Source organism: Klebsiella sp. C360, assembly GCF_048822415.1.
GTDB lineage: Bacteria > Pseudomonadota > Gammaproteobacteria > Enterobacterales > Enterobacteriaceae > Klebsiella > Klebsiella quasipneumoniae.
In genome coordinates, this window is sequence record NZ_JBMEZZ010000006.1 from 170,845 (window position 1) to 189,874 (window position 19,030).

At 58.1% G+C, this 19,030-nt stretch carries 18 protein-coding genes; 5 read left to right on the top strand and 13 right to left on the bottom strand.

What is annotated here, in order from left to right:
* From ACOI7D_RS17545 to ACOI7D_RS17565, 5 genes are read right to left on the bottom strand one after another with little or no spacing between them, the layout of a single operon-like run.
* A complete protein-coding gene (locus ACOI7D_RS17545) occupies positions 1 to 819 on the bottom strand; it encodes a sugar phosphate isomerase/epimerase family protein (protein WP_032453585.1) in 819 nt (272 codons plus the stop codon).
* A 58-nt stretch (positions 820 to 877) separates the two neighbouring features.
* Complete coding sequence (locus tag ACOI7D_RS17550) at positions 878 to 2,569, bottom strand: FAD-dependent oxidoreductase (protein ID WP_109546607.1); 1,692 nt, start codon at positions 2,567 to 2,569, stop codon at positions 878 to 880.
* Positions 2,570 to 2,579: 10 nt separating this feature from the next.
* Positions 2,580 to 2,900: an NIPSNAP family protein gene (locus tag ACOI7D_RS17555; RefSeq protein WP_004204812.1), complete on the bottom strand. Its 321-nt coding sequence runs from the start codon at positions 2,898 to 2,900 to the stop codon at positions 2,580 to 2,582.
* 13 nt (positions 2,901 to 2,913) lie between these two features.
* Positions 2,914 to 4,590 (bottom strand): FAD-dependent oxidoreductase, encoded by a 1,677-nt coding sequence (locus ACOI7D_RS17560; RefSeq protein WP_109546606.1) that lies wholly within the window; start codon positions 4,588 to 4,590, stop codon positions 2,914 to 2,916.
* The gene (locus ACOI7D_RS17565) at positions 4,587 to 5,408 is read right to left on the bottom strand and encodes a shikimate dehydrogenase family protein (RefSeq protein ID WP_109546605.1); all 822 of its coding nucleotides are present in this window, start codon (positions 5,406 to 5,408) and stop codon (positions 4,587 to 4,589) included. The genes ACOI7D_RS17560 and ACOI7D_RS17565 overlap by 4 nt, the downstream gene beginning before the upstream one ends.
* Before the next feature lie 152 nt (positions 5,409 to 5,560).
* Between ACOI7D_RS17565 and ACOI7D_RS17570 the strand changes: the two genes are divergently transcribed.
* The gene (locus ACOI7D_RS17570; protein ID WP_064155197.1) at positions 5,561 to 6,319 is read left to right on the top strand and encodes an IclR family transcriptional regulator domain-containing protein; all 759 of its coding nucleotides are present in this window, start codon (positions 5,561 to 5,563) and stop codon (positions 6,317 to 6,319) included.
* A 38-nt stretch (positions 6,320 to 6,357) separates the two neighbouring features.
* Here ACOI7D_RS17570 and ACOI7D_RS17575 read toward each other — a convergent pair whose 3' ends face one another.
* The 8 genes from ACOI7D_RS17575 to ACOI7D_RS17610 all read right to left on the bottom strand — a co-directional run bounded on the left by ACOI7D_RS17575 (position 6,358) and on the right by ACOI7D_RS17610 (position 14,301).
* Complete coding sequence (locus ACOI7D_RS17575; protein ID WP_023288611.1) at positions 6,358 to 6,690, bottom strand: hypothetical protein; 333 nt, start codon at positions 6,688 to 6,690, stop codon at positions 6,358 to 6,360.
* Between the two features lie 249 nt (positions 6,691 to 6,939).
* Positions 6,940 to 7,827 (bottom strand): heme o synthase, encoded by an 888-nt coding sequence (cyoE, locus tag ACOI7D_RS17580; RefSeq protein WP_002891629.1) that lies wholly within the window; start codon positions 7,825 to 7,827, stop codon positions 6,940 to 6,942.
* Between the two features lie 11 nt (positions 7,828 to 7,838).
* Positions 7,839 to 8,168 (bottom strand): cytochrome o ubiquinol oxidase subunit IV, encoded by a 330-nt coding sequence (locus ACOI7D_RS17585; RefSeq protein WP_002891634.1) that lies wholly within the window; start codon positions 8,166 to 8,168, stop codon positions 7,839 to 7,841.
* Positions 8,168 to 8,779: a cytochrome o ubiquinol oxidase subunit III gene (locus ACOI7D_RS17590; protein WP_002891635.1), complete on the bottom strand. Its 612-nt coding sequence runs from the start codon at positions 8,777 to 8,779 to the stop codon at positions 8,168 to 8,170. Before ACOI7D_RS17590 ends, ACOI7D_RS17585 begins: the two co-directional genes overlap by 1 nt.
* The gene (cyoB, locus tag ACOI7D_RS17595; RefSeq protein ID WP_004204804.1) at positions 8,769 to 10,760 is read right to left on the bottom strand and encodes a cytochrome o ubiquinol oxidase subunit I; all 1,992 of its coding nucleotides are present in this window, start codon (positions 10,758 to 10,760) and stop codon (positions 8,769 to 8,771) included. Before cyoB ends, ACOI7D_RS17590 begins: the two co-directional genes overlap by 11 nt.
* Positions 10,761 to 10,779: 19 nt before the next feature.
* A complete protein-coding gene (cyoA, locus tag ACOI7D_RS17600) occupies positions 10,780 to 11,724 on the bottom strand; it encodes a cytochrome o ubiquinol oxidase subunit II (protein WP_004204802.1) in 945 nt (314 codons plus the stop codon).
* Positions 11,725 to 12,203: 479 nt separating this feature from the next.
* Positions 12,204 to 13,679 carry a muropeptide MFS transporter AmpG gene (gene ampG / locus ACOI7D_RS17605; RefSeq protein ID WP_109546604.1) on the bottom strand — a complete coding sequence of 492 codons (1,476 nt, stop codon included), beginning with the start codon at positions 13,677 to 13,679 and terminating at the stop codon, positions 12,204 to 12,206.
* 43 nt (positions 13,680 to 13,722) lie between these two features.
* Positions 13,723 to 14,301, bottom strand: a complete 579-nt coding sequence (locus ACOI7D_RS17610; RefSeq protein WP_004204800.1) for a lipoprotein — start codon at positions 14,299 to 14,301, stop codon at positions 13,723 to 13,725.
* A 302-nt stretch (positions 14,302 to 14,603) separates the two neighbouring features.
* Here ACOI7D_RS17610 and bolA point away from each other — a divergent pair, with 302 nt between their 5' ends.
* From bolA to clpX, 4 genes are all read left to right on the top strand, one after another.
* Positions 14,604 to 14,921 carry a transcriptional regulator BolA gene (gene bolA, locus ACOI7D_RS17615; protein WP_002891649.1) on the top strand — a complete coding sequence of 106 codons (318 nt, stop codon included), beginning with the start codon at positions 14,604 to 14,606 and terminating at the stop codon, positions 14,919 to 14,921.
* Positions 14,922 to 15,266: 345 nt separating this feature from the next.
* Positions 15,267 to 16,565 carry a trigger factor gene (gene tig / locus ACOI7D_RS17620; RefSeq protein ID WP_023288613.1) on the top strand — a complete coding sequence of 433 codons (1,299 nt, stop codon included), beginning with the start codon at positions 15,267 to 15,269 and terminating at the stop codon, positions 16,563 to 16,565.
* A 308-nt stretch (positions 16,566 to 16,873) separates the two neighbouring features.
* Complete coding sequence (clpP, locus tag ACOI7D_RS17625) at positions 16,874 to 17,497, top strand: ATP-dependent Clp endopeptidase proteolytic subunit ClpP (protein ID WP_002891804.1); 624 nt, start codon at positions 16,874 to 16,876, stop codon at positions 17,495 to 17,497.
* A gap of 249 nt (positions 17,498 to 17,746) precedes the next feature.
* Entirely contained in the window at positions 17,747 to 19,021 is a 1,275-nt protein-coding gene (gene clpX, locus ACOI7D_RS17630; protein WP_002891807.1) for an ATP-dependent protease ATP-binding subunit ClpX, read from the top strand.
* Positions 19,022 to 19,030 lie beyond the last annotated feature (9 nt).

The window sequence follows — 19,030 nt, forward strand, 5'->3', positions numbered from 1 at the left end:
TTATGCGCAGGAGCGCAGGTAGGGCTGCGCGGCAGTGAACAGTAATTGCGCCCGCTGGAGGGGCGGCAGGGCGCCCTGCTCGCCGTCGAGCGGCACCTCGAGGGAGACCGGCAGCGTCGCCGGCAGAGCCGACATCAGACCGTGCAGATCCAAACCGCCTTCCCCCGGCACGTTGCGCGCTGAGCGGGCCTGGCGGATGAGCTCCTGCTCGCTTTCCGGCCGCTGCGCCGCGCCATCGCAGAGCTGCATATAGTTCAGATGATGCGCGGGCAGGCTGGAGAGGGCGGCGAGCGATTCTCCCGCGCGCCAGAAATGAAGGGCGTCCACCAGGATGCCGATATCCTCCCGCCCGCTGGCGGCGATCAGCGCCTGCGCATCGGCGATCGTGCGCAGCTGGGTCCAGGGCATTGGCTCAAGGTTCATGGTCAGGCCAAACGGGCGGCCGGCCGCGGCGAGAGTGGCCAGGTTGTCGGCGCTGCGCTGCAGGTTGTCGTCATTCCCGGCGACTAACACCTGCCCGGCGCCAAGCCGCGCGGCGGTCTCCATAAAGCGCTGCAGCCGATCGTCGAGGGTAAACCCCGGGCTCAGGCGGACGATCTCCACGTCCGAGACGCGGATGCCGGTTTCCATCAGCGCGGCCAGGGTCGCGCGGACGGCGGGGGTATCGCCCAGCATATCGTAGTCCGGGTCGGCGGGGGTGGCGGGCAGCAGCCGCAGACCCACGTGGGTAAAACCGGTTCTGGCCGCTATCCGCACCTGTTCGGGGGGAGAGACATCGAGCAGGCTCAGCGCGGCGAGCGATAGGGTACGCATGTTCATAAATGGCTCCGGTTCAGTTGCAGGTGAAGTTAGCCAGGGGTATTGCCGTCCCTGGTTTTTATTGTTTTGTTTTTATTGTGTTTTCAGCCAGTTTTTTGCCCACCAGGTAGCCGAAAGTCATCGCCGGCCCGAGGGTGATCCCTCCGCTGGGGTAATAGCCGCGCATCACGCTCGACATGTCGTTGCCGATGGCGAACAGGCCCGGTATCGGCTGCTGCTGCCCGTCCAGCACCCGAGCGTGTTCGTCGGTTTGCAATCCGCTGAAGGTGCCCAGTGAGCCGGGCAGAATGCGCACCGCGAAGAACGGCCCTTCGCGCAGCGGTCCGAGCGTCACCTGATGGTCACCCTGCGCGCGGTTATAGGCCGATGCGCCGCGGTGAAAATCGACGTCTTCACCGGTGCTGGCGAAGTGATTAAAGCGTTCAACGGTTTCCGCCAGCGCATCGGTATCGATGGCGCACCGTTTCGCCAGCTCGGCCAGGGTGTTTCCTCGCAGCAGATAGCCGGTACGCAGCCAGGCGGTAGGGGTGAACGGGAAGGGCCTGGCGTGGCCCAGGCCATAGCGGCGCAGCGCGCGCCGATCGGCCAGCAGCCAGGCCTGCGGCGTGTCGCCCACGGGCGTCGCCGCCAGCAGGGCGGCGATAAAGTCGTGATAGGAATCGGCCTCGTTAACAAAGCGTTTGCCGTTAGGCAGGACGGCGATCACCCCGGGCTTGGCTCGCTCCACCAGATGGGGAAACATCAGCTGCTGGCCGCTGGCGAGGGTGACGCGGGACACCGGCGCCCAGGCCAGCGGGTGGCGCAGGCGGGTATCGAACTGGCCGCCGACGGATTCGCCAAGGCGGATCCCCTCGCCCTGATTGTCAGGCGGCGCGGCGGAGAAATGGCCGTAGCCCTCCGCGGCGTGAGGCACCATTTGCGCCAGGCGCTGCCGATCGTGGGGAAAACCGCCGCAGGCCAGCACCACGGCGCCCGCTTCGACGTGCATCTCCCCGTCATCGCTGCGCAGCACCGCGCCGGACACGCCCTGCGGCCCCTGCAGCAGCCGAACCGCAGGCGCATTGAGTTGAAAGCGCACTCCGGCGTCGAGGGCGGATCGCAGCAGACGGGCGACCAGCGCATTGCCATTGACCAGATGCTGCCCCCGTCCGGCGCGCAGCCGCTGCCAGCCGTGGCGCAGCAGGCGGCGGGCGGCATACAGCGCGGAGCGCGGCGAGCGGGTGGCGTTAAAAAAATGCGCCATGTCCGCGCCGCCGGCGATGCCCATCCCGGCCAGGCTGATGGTCTCCAGCGGCGGCCGCAGTCGGTGGAGCCAGTCGCCGAGCAGGCGGCCATCGTAGGGCTGAGCGGTGACCGACCGCCCACCGTTCGCCGCGCCCGGCGACGCGTGAAAGTCCGGCATGGCGCTGCCCGACAGAAACTTCACCGCCGTCCGCTGATGAAAAAAATCCACCATTTCCGGCCCGTGACGGAGGAAAGTCTGCAGGCGAACGTCGGCGGCTTCGCCCCCCATCTCATGCTGCAGATAGGTCAGCGGAGCATCGGCCGCTTCGTCGATGCCCTCCGCCCGCGCCAGCGGGTTACGGGGGATCCACAGCCAGCCGCCGGACCAGGCGCTGGTTCCGCCGAGCACTGACGCCTTCTCCGCCACCATGACGCTGGCGCCGTGCATTGCCGCGGTGACCGCGGCAGAGAGTCCCGCCGCGCCGGAGCCGACCACCAGCATATCCACCTTCACAGGCCCGCTCATGATGGACTCCTTACTGCAATGGTGAAAAAGCGGTGGGGCGCATCAGCACCGACTCGAGGCGCTCCACGGCGGCCAGTTCGCGATTTTTCCGCGAGAAGGTCTGCCAGCGCTCGTCCTGGGCCATCCGCGCGCGGCGTACCAGGCGATCGTCCAGGCTTTCGTAAGCCCAGATGTGCACTACCTGATTGACCACGCCGATCTCGGTAAAAAAGAAGCCGATCAGTTTGCCGAGATGGTCAGTTTGCACCGCCAGGGCATCGCTTTGGTACAGCGCCAGCCAGTCGGCCATTTTCAGCGGATTGATGGTGTAGGTGCGTTTTTCGTAGATCATGATGTTTTCCTGATTAGTGGGTGGCGGGTTGCGCCAGATGGCAGGCGGCGAGGTAGCCAAACGTCAGCCCCGGGCCAAGGGTGATGCCGGGACCCGGGTAGGTGCCGGCCATCAGCGAATCCATGTCGTTTCCCACCGCGTACAGCCCCGCGATAGGCTTTCCTTCGGCGTTGACGACCTGGGCATCGGCGGTGGTGACCAGACCCCGGGAAGTCCCCAGATCGCCGGTATAGAGTTTGATGGCATAGAACGGCGCGCTGAGCAGGGGAGCGTTGCAGGCGTCAGGGTGATGGCCCGGATCGCCCATCGCCCGGTTATAGCTGTTGCCGCCTTTGGCAAACTCACGGTCCACGCCCTGCGCGGCGTCACGATTGTAGCGGGCGACCGTCTCGCTCAGGGCGTGGGCATCCAGCCCAAGCTGCTGCGCCAGCGCGGCCAGGGTGTCGGCTTTGTGCAGATAGCCGGCGGCGATCAGGGCGTCATTGTTCACCGGCGCCGGGCGCGCCAGCCCGAGGCCGTAACGCTTCATCGCCTGGGCGTCGCACAGTAAAAAGCAGGGGGCATTCTCCGCGGCACGCTGCATCGCGCTGGCAAAATGGTGATAGGAGCTGGACTCATTAACGAAGCGTACCGCCCGCTGATTGACGGCAATCACGCCCGGCTTGGCCCGGTCGGTCACCAGGTGGGGGAAGCGCTCCTCGCTGCCGTCGGCCCGGGTCAGCACCGATACCGGCGCCCAGAAAAAGTTGGATGCCCGATCGGCTCCCTCGCGAGCGTTAAGCGCCGCCGCGAGACGCAGCGCAGCGCCATCATTGGCCGGCGGCGACATGGTGAAGTGCTCTCGGGTGTCAGGCCGATAGCGCGCCGCCAGCGCGCCAGCGGCAAAACCGCCTGCGGCCAGCACCACCCCGCGCCGGGCGTGCAGCGTCTCTCTTTGCCCCTGACACTCAATCTCTACCCCGGTGACCGCGCCTTGCGCTTCGCACAGCGCCAGAACATTGACATTCAGCCGCAGGCTCATGCCTTTACGCAGCGCCGTGGTCGCCATGCGGGCAATCAGGGCATTGCCCATCGCCAGGCGGGTGCCGCGAGGGTATGTCACCCGGTCGCGGGCGTAGCGCAGCAGCAGTCGGGTGCAATGGGCCAGGGAGCGCAGCGAGCGACGCATATCGAGAAAATGTTGAATGTCGACGCGGTTGACCATCATTCCGCCAAACAGCAGCATCCCCGGCGGCGGTGAACGCAGGTCGCGAAACGCGTCACCCAGTTCACGGCCGTCATACTCCACCACCTCCAGCGCCCGCCCGACGTCGACAGCGCCGGGCTCATCCGGATAGTAATCAGGTGAGAGTGGGCGCAGGCTATATTTCACCGCCCCCTCGCGCTCCAGAAAGGCGAGGGCCTCTCGCCCGGCGCTGACAAACGCCTCGGCGATATCTTCGCGGTAGTGGTCCTCGCCGATAATGGTTCGCAGATAGGTTTTGATCGCTTCGGCGCTACCGCTTTTGCCCGCGGCGCGCGCCTGGTCGGTATCGTGCAGCCACACGGCGCCGCCAGAGATGGCCGAGGTGCCGCCGAACTGACCGGCTTTCTCCAACATCAGCACCGACAGCCCTTTGCAGCTGGCGGTGACCGCGGCGGCAAAGCCAGCGGCGCCGCTGCCGATGACGATCACGTCCCAGCTCTTCATGCCGCCGCTCCCTGCGCCGGCGGGATGGCGCCGATAAACTGGCCCATCAGCGTCATCTGCGCCAGCGCCATTTCCGGCCCGGTCTGTACCCGGCAGCCGCGGGCGGCGGCGAAGGTGAGCAACGGCGTCATCACCGGGGCGGTGACAACGTCAGCCACGTGGGTGGCGCTGTCGAGGGTCTCCAGCAGCGCCTGCGGCAGGGGCAGCGCATCAAATCCGGCCATGCCGGCCGGCGAGCCGTTGACCAGCAGATCGACGCCGTGCAGGATGTCCGGCAGCGCGCTCAGTCGCACCGCCGGAAAGGCTTCAGCCAGAAGGTCGTGCAGGCGTTGCCGGGTGGCGGGGTTTTGATCGTGCAGAGCCAGCTGACGGAGCCCCGCCTCGCACAATCCCCAGGCGATGGCGCTGCCGACGCCGCCGCAACCGGAGAGCAACGCCTGCTTACCCGCCGGCTGAAAACCCTGTGCCTCGGCGGCGAGCAGAAAGCCGACGCCGTCCAGCATATCGCCCTGTAACCGGCCATCCGCCAGCTTGCGGATCACATTGATTGCGTTGAGTCGGCGGGCGCGCGGCGTAAGCTCGTCGACCAGCGCGGCGGCGCGTTGTTTATGCGGCACCGTCACCAGCACGCCGCTCATGTTCTGCCAGCCGCGCAGGGCGTTGAGGTAGGCGGCCACCGCGTCCGGGGCGATATCCACCGGGATCATGACGCTGTCCATGTGCTGTTCGGCAAAGTAGCGGTTGAAGTTATCCGGTGATTTCACCTGGGTAATCGGATGACCAATCACGGCGACAACCTGGGTAGTTCCACTGACCATTGCAAACCTCGTTTGTTAAATGAATGTTGTGAAAGTATTTCAGTGGAAGCTGGGAGCGACAACGCAGAATTCGGACATGTCGGTTGTTAATCGCACCATCGCTGCGATAATCGCAGGAAATCGATAATGATGTTGCAAAAATGTGAGCGAATATGCAAAACACCATTCATCCTCGCGATCTGATCGTCGGTTTACAAAAAGGGTTGGCGCTCATCCAGCTTTTTTCTAAAACCTGCCCAAAGCTCACCGTCGCTCAGGCGGCGAAAATGAGCGGCCTGACGCAAAGCGCGGCACGACGTTTTCTGTTGACGCTGCTGCATGAGCGCTATTTGCAAACCGATGGGCGCTATTACTGGCTTACCCCGAAGACGCTGCGGCTTGGTCAGGCCTACGTCGATTCGGCGCAGTTTCCCCGCATGGTGCGGCCGATTGTCGAATACATCGCCAGCCGGACCGAGGAGCACGCCTCGGTGGGGGTGGTGGATGAAGATGAACTGGTCTATATCGCCCGCAGCCGTCACACGCCATTTAACTCCACGTCGGTTAGGCTTGGGGAGCGGGTGCCCATCTTTTGTACCGCCGGGGGGCGGTTATGGCTGGCTTCGCTGCCGGAAGCAGAGTGTGAAGCGGTTCTACAGCGCATTACCCGGGAACAACGCACGCCCTATACGGTGACCGACGTCGCGTCGTTGATGGAGAAGATTGCCCAGGTGCGGCGTCAGGGGTATGCCACTATCGAGCAGGAGTTTGAGATTGGTATGCTGGTGCTGGCGGTACCGTTAACCGACAGGGAAGGGACCTGGTGGGGAGCGTTAAGTCTGACCAGTCATCAATCGCGGACTTCGCTGGACGCGTTATGCCGCGACCACCTTGATCTGCTCTATAGCGCGCAGGCGATGCTGGTGAGTTAAACAGGGCAGCCGATGCGCTGCCCTCGGCGAGACGTCGCTTAGGCTGACGCTTTGTTGAGGAAGCTGCTCCAGTCGCTGGCGGCGTTATCGACAAAGGTGTTCCAGCTGGTGCCGGCGGTATTGACGAAGCTACCCCAGTTTTCCTTACCGGTGGTCACAAAGGTTTCCCAGTTTGTCTGACCGGTCAGGAAGGAACCAAACGCCATCGCGCTGTCGCCAACGAATGAGGCGAAGGCGGTACCGGAGGTGAGGACAAACGAGGTGAAGCCGACGGCAGAGTTGGCGACAAAGCTGGCGAAGCCGTTGGCCGCGCCGAACAGGTTAAAGCCGCCGGAGATGTACTCCATTTCGTTCAGTGTTAATTCTTTCATTGCGATTCCTTGTAGTGAATATTTCCCAAACGGGTGTAAACCCGAGGCGAAAAGTAGCATCGCGGGCGCGTGCGGCGCGAGCGATACCCGGTTAGCACAAGCTCATTTTTTCCTCATTTTTTGGGCGTGAGATAGCGAAACCGATGCGGGGGAGGGGAGGGGAAGTATGAAATGAGAAAGGAACCAATTTGCAACAGAAAAGAAAAAGCCCCGTCAAAACGGGGCTTTATATCGTACTGGAGAGCGAGATTATCTCACGTAAGCCAGCAGGCTATGTGAATCCGGCACCATAAAGTCAACGGACATCATCACGGACAGCGCAGTGATGGCGACGATGGAAAAGACGAACAGCTTGCGCGCCCAGACTTTGTCATCTGCCACTTTGTAGCCACGCAGCGCCATACCCAGCCACCAGACGCTGACCGCTGCCGCCACGACCAGGTATTTATACCCGGCGTAACCGCCCAGCGAGAGCATCAGGGTCGCAACGGCAAAGGCGACGATGTACAGCGTAATATGGTTTTTGGCGACCGAAATGCCTTTCACCACCGGCAGCACCGGAATATTCGCCGCCTGATAATCCTTAAAGCGGAAAATCGCGATGGCGTAGGAGTGAGGCATCTGCCACAGGCTAAAGATAGCCAGCAGGATCGCCGCACCGCTGTCGAAATCACCGGTGACCGCGCAGTAGCCAATCACCGGCGGCGCGGCGCCGGAGAGTGAGCCAATCAGCGTGCCGTAGACAGAGTGGCGTTTCATGTACAGGCTGTAGACGCCGACATAAACCACGAACCCCATCACCCCCAGCCAGCAGGCCAGCGGATTTGCGCCGAACCACAGCAGCATAAAGCCAGCAATACCCAGCAAGGTGGCGTACACCAGCGAAGCTTCTGGCGAGATCAGCCCTTTGACCAGCACCCGGTTTTTCGTCCGTTCCATCTTACGATCGATGTCCCGGTCGATGTAGTTGTTGAATACACAACCCGAGGCGACCACCAGGGATACTCCAAGGAGCGTCCAGACGAACAGCGGATAGTCGATGTGGCCTTTGGAAGCCAGCAGGAAACCGCCGATCACGGAGATCAGGTTGCCAAAAATAATGCCTGGTTTCGTAACTTGCAGGTATTGCTTAAACATACTCGCCGCTCTTAGTGCATCATCATGTTGTAGTTCAGGTTCCACATAATCCAGATGGAGCCGACAACCACGATCGCAATGATGATTACGGTGAAGATAAATGCGGTCAGGTTCCAGCCTTCATCGGACTTGCTGTTCATATGCAGGAAGTACACGAGGTGTACCACGATCTGCACCACAGCGGTCACCAGAATGGTGCCAAGGATAACCGCATGCGAGGCGGAGCCACTCATCACCATGGCGAACGGAATGACCGTCAGGATGATGGACAGGATAAATCCTGTCATGTAGCTCTTCACGCTGCCGTGAGAAGCGCCGCTATGATCGGTAGAATGACTCATTACATCGCCCCCATCAGATAGACAACCGAGAACACGCAGATCCACACGACGTCCAGGAAGTGCCAGAACAGGCTCAGGCACAGGATACGCGTGCGGTTAGTGCTGGTCAGGCCACGACGTGAAACCTGGAACATCAGCACCGCCATCCAGATAAGGCCAGAGGTCACGTGCAGACCGTGGGTGCCGACCAGCGCGAAGAACGCGGACAGGAAGCCACTACGATCCGGACCAAAGCCTTCCATGATCAGGTGATGGAATTCATAGATTTCCATCCCGATAAATCCGGCGCCAAACAGCCAGGTCAACGCCAGCCAGGAAACCACCTGGCTCTTGTTGTTTTTGTACATGGCGATAGCCGCCATGCCGTAGGTGATGGAGCTGAACAGCAGCAGTGCGGTTTCAACCAGAACGAACGGCAGTTCGAAAATATCTTTGCCAGTCGGTCCGCCGGCCGTGCCGTTCACCAGAACGGCATAGGTAGCAAACAGCGTAGCGAAGATAATGCAGTCGCTCATCAGGTAGATCCAGAAACCGAATACCTTCATCGGTCCTGTATCATGGTGCCCGTGTTCATGCGCGTGGGCAGTATGCGCAAGAGTATCAGTTGCCATTTTTCAGCCCTGCTTTGTTAATCTCATCGAAATGCTGTTTTTCCAGTTTTTCGACTTCTGCAACCGGTACGTAGTAATCCACGTCCTCGTCAAAGCTCTTAATAATCCAGGTCGCTACGATGCCGATGAAGCTGGCGATCGCCATCCACCAGATATGCCAGATCATGGCGAAACCAAATACCGTCGCGAAGGCGGCAATGACGATGCCGGCGCCGCTGTTTTTCGGCATATGAATTTCTTCATAGTGAGCAGGCTGTTTGTACGCTTCACCTTTCTCTTTCATTTCCCAGAAGGCGTCACGCTCGTGAACCTGAGGAACGATAGCGAAGTTGTAGAACGGCGGTGGAGAAGAGGTTGCCCACTCCAGCGTACGGCCACCCCACGGGTCACCGGTCAGGTCACGGTTCTGATCGCGGTCGCGAATAGAGACGTAGAACTGAATCAGCTGGCACAGGATACCGCAGGCGATCAGCGCCGCACCGCAAGCTGCAACAACCAGCATCGGGTGGAACTGCGGATCGATCTGCTGGCTCAGACGACGGGTCATCCCCATGAAGCCCAGCACGTACAGCGGCATAAATGCTACGAAGAAGCCGATGATCCAGAACCAGAAAGCGCGTTTGCCCCAGGTTTCGTTCAGGGTGAAGCCAAAGGCTTTCGGCCACCAGTAGGTCAGACCTGCGAAGCAACCGAATACCACGCCGCCGATGATAACGTTATGGAAGTGCGCGATCAGGAACAGGCTGTTGTGCAGAACGAAGTCCGCGCCCGGTACCGCCAGCAGCACGCCGGTCATCCCACCTACGGAGAAGGTCACGATAAAGCCGATAGTCCACATCATCGCCGAGTTGAAGACGATGCGACCCTGATACATGGTGAACAGCCAGTTGAAGATCTTAACCCCGGTCGGGATCGCGATAATCATGGTGGTAATACCGAAGAAGGCGTTTACGTTTGCGCCGGCACCCATGGTGAAGAAGTGGTGCAGCCAAACGATGAACGACAGAACGGTAATACAGACGGTTGCCCACACCAGAGAGGTGTAACCGAACAGACGCTTACGCGAGAAGGTCGCGGCGATTTCGGAGAAGACCCCGAACACCGGCAGAACCAGGATGTACACTTCCGGGTGACCCCAGGCCCAAATCAGGTTGATGTACATCATCATGTTGCCACCCATATCGTTGGTAAAGAAATGGGTGCCCAGGTAACGATCTAGGGTCAGCAGCGCGATGGTGACGGTCAGAATTGGGAAAGAGGCGATAATCAGGATGTTAGCGCACAGAGATGCCCAGGAGAATACCGGCATCTTGAACATGGTCATGCCCGGGGCGCGCATCTTGATAATGGTCACGAAGAAGTTAATACCGGTCAGGGTAGTACCGATACCGGAGAGCTGCAGCGCCCAAATCCAGTAGTCGACCCCTACGCCAGGACTGTACTCAATTCCCGACAGCGGCGGATAGGCCAGCCAACCGGTCTGCGCGAACTCACCGACGCCCAGAGACAGGTTAACCAGAATCACGCCCACAACGGTGAACCAGAAGCTCAGGTTGTTGAGGAACGGGAAGGCTACGTCGCGTGCGCCGAGCTGAAGCGGAACCACCAGGTTCATCAGACCGATAACGAACGGCATCGCCACGAAGAAGATCATGATAACGCCGTGGGCGGTAAAGATCTGATCGTAGTGATGAGGCGGCAGGAAGCCTGCTTCCCCGGCCGAGGCCAGCACCTGCTGGCTACGCATCATGATGGCGTCAGCAAAGCCACGCAGCAGCATGACGATTGCCACGATAACGTACATGATACCGAGACGTTTGTGGTCGACAGAGGTCAGCCACTCGTTCCATAGGTAGGACCACTTACCGAAGTAAGTGATGGCCGCCAGAAGCGCCAGTCCCCCAATGATAATCGCAGCCACCGTTACCACGATAATAGGTTCGTGGTAGGGCACTGCATCCAGTGTAAGTTTTCCGAACATCGTTTTCTTCCTCGGCCCCTTAGTGAGCGGTTTCCGCGTGGCTCATGTCCATGCCTTCCATCCCGTCGTGAGCGGCATGCTCGCCTTCAGGTTTGGACATGTTCATGCTCTCGTGAGACATGAATTTGTTCACAACATCTTTGAACAGATCCGGCTTCACGTTAGAGAAGTATTCCACTTTGTTATATTCGCTAGGCACAGCCACTTTCTCGAACGCGGCCATAGAGTCCATAGCGTTCGGAGACTGTTTCGCTTTTTCAACCCACTGATCGAAAGTTGCACGATCCGGGGTAGCAATCGCTTTGAACTTCATACCAGAGAAGCCCGGGCCACTGTAGCTAGCGGAGATACCGTCATAAGTACCAGCTTCGTCAGCAATGAGGTGCAGCTGAGTCTGCATCCCGGCCATTGCGTAGATCTGGCTGCCTAAGCGCGGAATAAAGAACGAGTTCATCACCGAGTTAGAGGTCACTTTGAAGTGTACCGGTACGTTCGCCGGGAAGGCGATTTCGTTAACGGTAGCAATACCCTGTTCCGGATAGATAAAGAACCATTTCCAGTCCATCGATACGACTTCGATGGTGATTGGTTTCTCGTCATGGACAAGCGGTTTGCTTGGCTCCAGTGCGTGAGTGGTTTTCCAGGTCAGAACGGCCAGGAACAGGATGATCAGAATAGGTACCGTCCAGACCACAGCTTCCACTTTATTGGAGTGTGACCAGTTCGGGCTATACTTCGCATCTTTATTGCTCGCGCGATACTTCCAGGCAAATCCTACTGCCATCAAGACGGCGGGAATAACGACAATCATCATCAGGCCGAAGGCCGTCAGAATCAAAGAGCGTTGCTCCAGTCCAATCTGTCCTTTTGGGTCAAGGAGTGCAGAATCACAACCACTGAGTAATACAGTACCTGCGATTAATGACATCCATCCCAAACTTTTATTGTATTTCCTGAGTCTCATTGAACGACCTCAATTCCACGGGATCTGGTGGCGTTTAAAGTGTACGGGCATTTTACGGTAAGGTTGCATTACTGTAAACATGATTGGATCTCTGTCAGTTCTGTGTTAGCGGCTTCTGCTTGCTTTGTCACATATGTTACGTAGTGTTACGTAATCGCTTGCAAAGCCTGATTTTCGTGGGATCGATAACGAAAGGGATAAGAAAAGGAGTGCTTAGCGGCGAATGGGCATAACCACCCAAAAATTAGAACAATTGTTTAACATTTAATTATCAAATAAAAGACATTGTGGAAACGTAAAATAAAATCGGCTTAGCTGAATCGGTTAAATTATTTAAAGAATCGAATAAAAACTGTCAATAATTTCCAGAAAACAAAAACGCACAAAACAACAAATAGCGCGGCGGGCAATATAAAAGCGTTAATAAGCCGTTATAATTACGTTTCGTAATTACAACGGCTAATAATGATGCAGCGTCCTTAAATCAGGTGGGTTTTACGCAGCGCCAGGTAGTCGAGCAGGCCGCCGAGCAAAATACCGCCAACGGCCGTCAGCGCGGCAACCTCCAGCAGGCCGGACAGGAAGCTGAACGACGTATAATCCAGCGCGTTGAGGATCAGCAGACCCAGCCATACCGCCAGCAGCAGGCAGCCCAGCGTCAGGATCCTCAGCGCCAGCGCATAGGCCTGCGGATATTCGCTACGCGGTATAAAGCTTGCCGTGCGTTGGGTATGCTCGAGCGTTTGCCGACACAGCAGCAGCAGCGCGATCCCCGGCACCGCCGCGACCACAGAGAAGAGATAGAAGGTGGACCAGCCGTGGGCCTCGACGAACCAGCCGGCAATCGGCCCGACGTACACGCGGCCAACCGCGGACAGCGCCGAGAGCAGCGCGAACTGGGTGGCGGAGAACGACTTGTTGCACAGCGTCATCAGCAGCGCCACAAACGCCGCCGTGCCCATTCCCCCGCACAGGTTCTCAAAGAATACCGCGGTCGCCATGGAATAGAGGTGCTTATCGGTAATCGACAGCAGCCAGTAGCCGGCGTTGGAGACCCCCTGCAGCAGACCGAAGATCAGCAGCGCCCGGAACAGCGTCAGCCGCTGCATCAGGACGCCGCCGTACAGGGCGCCGAGAATGGTGGCGAACAGGCCTAAGGTTTTGTTCACCATCCCCACTTCACCGGCGTCAAAACCGACGCCGCGGATGAGAAAGGTGGTGGTCAGGCTCATGGCAAACGCATCGCCAAGCTTATAAAGAACGATGAGCAACAGAATAAGCCAGGCGTTGTTGCGGCCGAAAAAATCGCGCAGCGGTGCAACCACCGCCTGCTCCAGCGATCGGGGAACCGGGATGACGTCGCTCGGCTCGGGCGCCAGCAGCGTGGCGATGATGCAGGGCACCAGCAGCGCCGCCATCAGCCAGTACATCCCCTGCCAGCCGAGATAGCGGTCGGCGAGCCACAGGGCCAGACCACCGGAGACCAGCATCCCGAGGCGATAGCCCAGCACGCTGATCGCGGCGCCGGCGCCGCGCTCTTCCGCCGGCAGAACGTCGGTTTTCCAGGCGTCAAAGACAATGTCCTGCGACGCTGAACAGAAGGCGATCACCACCGCCAGCGCCGCCATCCAGCGCAGCTGGGAGACGGGCTCAAGAAAGCCCATCGCCGCGATGGCCAGCAGGAGCAGGATCTGGGTGGTGACCAGCCAGCCTCGACGTCGGCCGAGAAACGGCGGCGTGTAGCGGTCCATCAGCGGGGACCAGAGAAATTTAAAGACATAGGCCTGGCCGACCAGCGAGAAAAAACCGATCGTTTTCAGATCGATATTTTCCACCGTCATCCAGGCCTGCAGGGTACCGGAGGTGAGGGCCAGCGGCAGACCGGAGGCGAAGCCGAGGATCAGCAAAATCGCTGATTTAGGCTGCTGAAAAATGCGTAAGTAATGACTGGACATAGCATAAAGCACGAACCCGGCGGAGGCCGGGTTCGTGGTGGCATTAACGCGCGTTTTGCTTGATGAAATCGTGGATGCTGGTGTCCTGCGCCATATCGGCGATGGTATCGGTCAGGACGCTGTTGACAGCATCAGCGATGTTTTTGTTCGAGGCCTGGAAGGCGCCTTCAACCGAGTAGCTGGCGCGGTAGTTTTTGGTCATCTTGGTGCCGTTTGCCGCGGTGGCGATGATGGCGATATCGGCTTTGGTGGCGATGTTGTAGCGCACGTTGCCCTGGGAGACGTCAGCGTAAAGTTTGTTGACGATGATCTGCAGATCGACTGCGCCGTTCGGGCCAATCATATAGCCGCGCGCGGTCATTTGTTTCTCCAGCACTTCCTGCAGCAGGAAGCGCAGGTCGCGGGAGGCGGTGAGGGTGACCTGTTGGTTGTCGCGCGTCACTTTCGCCAGCGCCTGGTCCGGACGCTGGTCGGCGCCGTTGATGCTGACGGTCACGCCCATCAGGCTCGGATCCTGCTGCGGCAGCGTGATTTTCGGCGATACTTCAATGGTGGTCGGCGGCGTGGCGCATCCTGCCAGCATAAACATGGCGACCAACGGGAAAAGGATCTTCTTAAGCATGTTCAGGTCTCAACGCATGGTGTTGTTATAAGGAAAATTACCGCCATCATAGCATTGCCAACGGCAAGGGGAAGTGGCAACGCGTGTAAATCCATCGCCCTGGCGGTTTTCTGAGCGCCCCGCTACGGTTAATCGCTCTTTCACCGGCGGATCTGGCGACCAGAGCCAGTAAACGTGATACTTTTGAATGAAAATATCAGAACAATGCTAATTTTTTGTTGTTTTCTCCTAATGGAAGCGGTAAAAGCGGCTAACATTTAAAAGGAGTGGCGGCATCTCAGCGTTGTCGGAGGAGAAAATTCATGATGATACGTGAACAGATCGAAGCAAAACTTAGAGCAGCGTTCGACCCGATGTATCTCGAAGTCGTGGATGAAAGTTATCGTCACAACGTCCCTGCGGGCTCTGAAAGTCATTTTAAAGTGGTGTTAGTGAGCGATCGCTTCACTGGCGAGCGTTTCCTTAATCGCCACCGTATGATCTACGGCACGCTAACCGAGGAGCTGTCGAATACGGTGCACGCCCTGGCGTTGCACACCTACACGATTAAAGAATGGGAAGCGCTACAGGATACGGTTTTCGCCTCGCCGCCGTGCCGCGGCGCGGGGAGCATCGCCTAGAAATCCCATTTGCAACCGCTGGCGCTTTTCCAGTATGTTGCTTGCAGATTTAGCAAAAACGGCCTACGGGCCGTTTTGTTTTGCCTGGAAAATGCGCAAAGTCAGCGCTTTTGCGGACAAAATTGAGCGGGAAATGTGAAAAATGCCGCAGCACCAGGCGACAACCGTTCTCGACTCACAAAAGTGATGCCGCTATAATGCCGCGTCTTATATATGAATGTCTTCGGGATGATTCTGACGACAGGGAATGTGTTTCTGATTTGAAGAGGGCATCCCGGTTCTGCGAAGCCACCTACACGCGCTTCCAGAGTTGACCGAGCACTGTGATTTTTTTGAGGTAACAAGATGCAAGTTTCAGTTGAAACCACTCAGGGCCTTGGGCGCCGTGTAACGATTACTATCGCCGCTGACAGCATCGAGAATGCTGTCAAAAGCGAGCTGGTCAACGTAGCGAAAAAAGTTCGCATTGACGGCTTCCGTAAAGGCAAAGTGCCGATGAATGTTGTTGCTCAGCGTTATGGCGCATCCGTTCGCCAGGACGTGCTGGGCGACCTGATGAGCCGTCATTTCGTTGACGCGATCATCAAAGAAAAAATCAATCCGGCCGGCGCGCCGAACTACGTTCCGGGCGAATACAAACTGGGGGAAGACTTCACCTACGCGGTAGAGTTCGAAGTGTACCCGGAAGTTGAACTGCAGGGTCTGGAAGCGATCGAAGTAGAAAAACCGGTTGTTGAAGTGACCGACGCTGACGTTGACACCATGCTGGAAACCCTGCGCAAGCAGCAGGCCACCTGGAAAGACAAAGAAGGCGCAGTTGACGCTGAAGATCGCGTAACCATCGACTTCACCGGTTCCGTAGACGGCGAAGAGTTCGAAGGCGGCAAAGCGTCTGACTTCGTACTGGCGATGGGTCAGGGTCGTATGATCCCGGGCTTCGAAGACGGTATCAAAGGCCACAAAGCGGGTGACGAGTTCACCATCGACGTGACCTTCCCGGAAGAGTACCACGCTGAAAACCTGAAAGGTAAAGCGGCTAAGTTCGTTATCAACCTGAAGAAAGTTGAAGAACGTGAACTGCCGGAGCTGACCGAAGAATTCATCAAACGTTTCGGCGTGGAAGATGGTTCCGTCGCTGGCCTGCGCGCTGAAGTGCGTAAAAACATGGAACGCGAGCTGAAAGGCGCTGTGCGTAACCGCGTGAAGTCTCAGGCTATCGAAGGTCTGGTTAAAGCTAACGAAATCGACGTTCCGGCGGCCCTGATCGACAGCGAAATCGACGTGCTGCGTCGCCAGGCTGCTCAGCGTTTCGGTGGCAACGAGAAACAGGCTCTGGAACTGCCGCGTGAGCTGTTCGAAGAGCAGGCTAAACGCCGCGTAGTGGTTGGCCTGCTGCTGGGCGAAGTGATTCGCACCAACGAGCTGAAAGCTGACGAAGAGCGCGTGAAAGGCCTGATCGAAGAGATGGCTTCTGCTTACGAAGATCCGTCAGAAGTGGTTGAGTTCTACAGCAAGAACAAAGAGCTGATGGACAACATGCGCAACGTGGCGCTGGAAGAGCAGGCTGTTGAAGCCGTGCTGGCGAAAGCCAAAGTGTCTGAAAAAGCCACTTCCTTCAACGAACTGATGAACCAGCAGGCGTAATTTCGCCGCGATGGTGTAAGGTTCGGGCAAAAACCCGTTGCCGAAAGGCGGCGGGTTTTTTTTTAGGATAATGCAGCCTCAGGCACGGTGCTAAAACGCATTTACCATGATAGCGTTACAGCAAAAGCTTGTTATGCTTGAAATATGGCAACGCCATCCCCATTACCGGGGGAGGCAACTGCATCCGCAATTGCACGCGTGTTGAAGAGGCGGTGACGCGTTCAGCGGATAGAAACTGTGGCTGATAATCCGTCCGTAAGGTTACAATCAGTGCAGCAGGTATTTTAAAATTACTCCAGGAGACGGAAATGTCATACAGTGGCGAACGAGACAACTTTGCACCCCATATGGCCCTGGTGCCGATGGTCATTGAACAGACCTCACGCGGTGAACGTTCTTTTGATATCTACTCCCGTCTGCTTAAGGAACGCGTCATTTTTCTGACCGGCCAGGTCGAAGACCACATGGCAAACCTGATCGTGGCGCAGATGCTGTTTCTGGAAGCGGAAAACCCGGAAAAAGACATTTACCTGTACATTAACTCTCCGGGCGGGGTGATCACCGCCGGGATGTCGATCTATGACACCATGCAGTTCATCAAGCCGGACGTCAGCACCATCTGTATGGGCCAGGCCGCGTCCATGGGCGCGTTCCTGTTGACCGCCGGGGCGAAGGGCAAGCGTTTCTGCCTGCCGAACTCCCGCGTGATGATCCACCAGCCGCTGGGCGGCTATCAGGGGCAGGCGACGGATATTGAGATCCACGCCCGTGAAATCCTGAAGGTGAAAGGACGCATGAATGAGCTGATGGCGCATCATACCGGCCAGTCTCTTGAGCAGATTGAGCGTGACACCGAGCGTGACCGCTTCCTCTCTGCTGCGGAAGCCGTGGAGTACGGACTGGTCGACTCTATTTTGACCCATCGTAATTGATGCCCGAGGCGCAAGGGTGCCGCTTTACGCTGCATCCTTCTCGCCACGTCTGCTAAGCGGTTGGCATTTTTCCGGAGGCTTGCCGGGCAGGCAGGCGGCCGGTAGCTTCGCTACCGCCTCGATGTAGCGCGAAGGATTTTGTGTATATACTAATGAAGGGCGGCACAACGCTATATGGCGGCTTGCGCCTGAGAATGGCATTTGCGTCGTCGTGTGCGGCACAAAGAACTTAAAAAGAGGTTTGGACTCATGACAGATAAACGCAAAGATGGATCGGGCAAATTGTTGTATTGCTCTTTTTGCGGCAAAAGCCAGCATGAAGTGCGTAAGCTGATCGCCGGGCCATCCGTGTATATCTGCGACGAATGCGTTGATTTATGTAACGACATCATTCGCGAAGAGATTAAAGAAGTTGCGCCGCACCGCGAGCGCAGCGCGCTGCCGACGCCGCACGAGATTCGCCACCACCTTGATGACTACGTCATCGGTCAGGAACAGGCGAAAAAAGTGTTGGCGGTCGCGGTATATAACCACTACAAACGTCTGCGCAATGGCGATACCAGCAATGGCGTAGAGCTGGGTAAAAGTAACATTCTGCTGATCGGGCCGACCGGCTCCGGTAAAACGCTGCTGGCGGAAACGCTGGCGCGCCTGCTGGATGTGCCGTTTACCATGGCGGATGCCACCACCCTGACCGAAGCCGGTTATGTGGGTGAGGACGTCGAAAATATCATTCAGAAACTGCTGCAGAAGTGCGACTACGACGTGCAGAAAGCGCAGCGCGGCATCGTCTATATCGACGAAATCGACAAAATTTCGCGTAAATCCGACAACCCGTCGATTACCCGCGACGTCTCCGGCGAAGGCGTGCAGCAGGCGCTGCTGAAGCTTATCGAAGGCACCGTCGCCGCCGTTCCGCCGCAGGGCGGGCGCAAACACCCGCAGCAGGAGTTCCTGCAGGTTGATACCTCCAAGATCCTGTTTATCTGCGGCGGCGCGTTTGCCGGTCTGGATAAAGTGATTTCCCACCGTGTGGAAACCGGCTCCGGCATTGGTTTTGGCGCGACGGTTAAAGCGAAGTCCGACAAAGCGAGCGAAGGCGAACTGCTGGCCCAGGTCGAGCCGGAAGATCTGATCAAGTTTGGTTTGATTCCTGAATTCATTGGCCGTCTGCCGGTAGTGGCAACCCTGAACGAGCTGAGCGAAGAAGCGCTGATCCAGATCCTGAAAGAGCCGAAAAACGCCCTGACCAAGCAGTATCAGGCGCTGTTTAGCCTGGAAGGCGCAGAGCTTGAATTCCGCGACGAAGCGCTGGATGCCATCGCCAAGAAAGCGATGGCGCGTAAAACCGGGGCCCGTGGCCTGCGTTCCATTGTGGAAGCGGCGCTGCTGGACACCATGTATGACCTGCCTTCGATGGAAGATGTCGAAAAAGTGGTCATTGATGAGTCGGTTATCGCCGGGCAGAGCAAACCGTTGCTGATCTACGGCAAACCGGAAGCTCAGCAGGCATCTGGCGAATAATTAGCCATT

Coding starts and splice junctions, on each gene's coding strand:
- ACOI7D_RS17545 (WP_032453585.1), bottom strand. CDS start 819: ATGAACATGCGTACCCTATCGCTCGCCGCGCTGAGCCTGCTCGATGTC.
- ACOI7D_RS17550 (WP_109546607.1), bottom strand. CDS start 2,569: ATGAGCGGGCCTGTGAAGGTGGATATGCTGGTGGTCGGCTCCGGCGCG.
- ACOI7D_RS17555 (WP_004204812.1), bottom strand. CDS start 2,900: ATGATCTACGAAAAACGCACCTACACCATCAATCCGCTGAAAATGGCC.
- ACOI7D_RS17560 (WP_109546606.1), bottom strand. CDS start 4,590: ATGAAGAGCTGGGACGTGATCGTCATCGGCAGCGGCGCCGCTGGCTTT.
- ACOI7D_RS17565 (WP_109546605.1), bottom strand. CDS start 5,408: ATGGTCAGTGGAACTACCCAGGTTGTCGCCGTGATTGGTCATCCGATT.
- ACOI7D_RS17570 (WP_064155197.1), top strand. CDS start 5,561: ATGCAAAACACCATTCATCCTCGCGATCTGATCGTCGGTTTACAAAAA.
- ACOI7D_RS17575 (WP_023288611.1), bottom strand. CDS start 6,690: ATGAAAGAATTAACACTGAACGAAATGGAGTACATCTCCGGCGGCTTT.
- cyoE (WP_002891629.1), bottom strand. CDS start 7,827: ATGTTTAAGCAATACCTGCAAGTTACGAAACCAGGCATTATTTTTGGC.
- ACOI7D_RS17585 (WP_002891634.1), bottom strand. CDS start 8,168: ATGAGTCATTCTACCGATCATAGCGGCGCTTCTCACGGCAGCGTGAAG.
- ACOI7D_RS17590 (WP_002891635.1), bottom strand. CDS start 8,779: ATGGCAACTGATACTCTTGCGCATACTGCCCACGCGCATGAACACGGG.
- cyoB (WP_004204804.1), bottom strand. CDS start 10,760: ATGTTCGGAAAACTTACACTGGATGCAGTGCCCTACCACGAACCTATT.
- cyoA (WP_004204802.1), bottom strand. CDS start 11,724: ATGAGACTCAGGAAATACAATAAAAGTTTGGGATGGATGTCATTAATC.
- ampG (WP_109546604.1), bottom strand. CDS start 13,679: ATGTCCAGTCATTACTTACGCATTTTTCAGCAGCCTAAATCAGCGATT.
- ACOI7D_RS17610 (WP_004204800.1), bottom strand. CDS start 14,301: ATGCTTAAGAAGATCCTTTTCCCGTTGGTCGCCATGTTTATGCTGGCA.
- bolA (WP_002891649.1), top strand. CDS start 14,604: ATGATGATACGTGAACAGATCGAAGCAAAACTTAGAGCAGCGTTCGAC.
- tig (WP_023288613.1), top strand. CDS start 15,267: ATGCAAGTTTCAGTTGAAACCACTCAGGGCCTTGGGCGCCGTGTAACG.
- clpP (WP_002891804.1), top strand. CDS start 16,874: ATGTCATACAGTGGCGAACGAGACAACTTTGCACCCCATATGGCCCTG.
- clpX (WP_002891807.1), top strand. CDS start 17,747: ATGACAGATAAACGCAAAGATGGATCGGGCAAATTGTTGTATTGCTCT.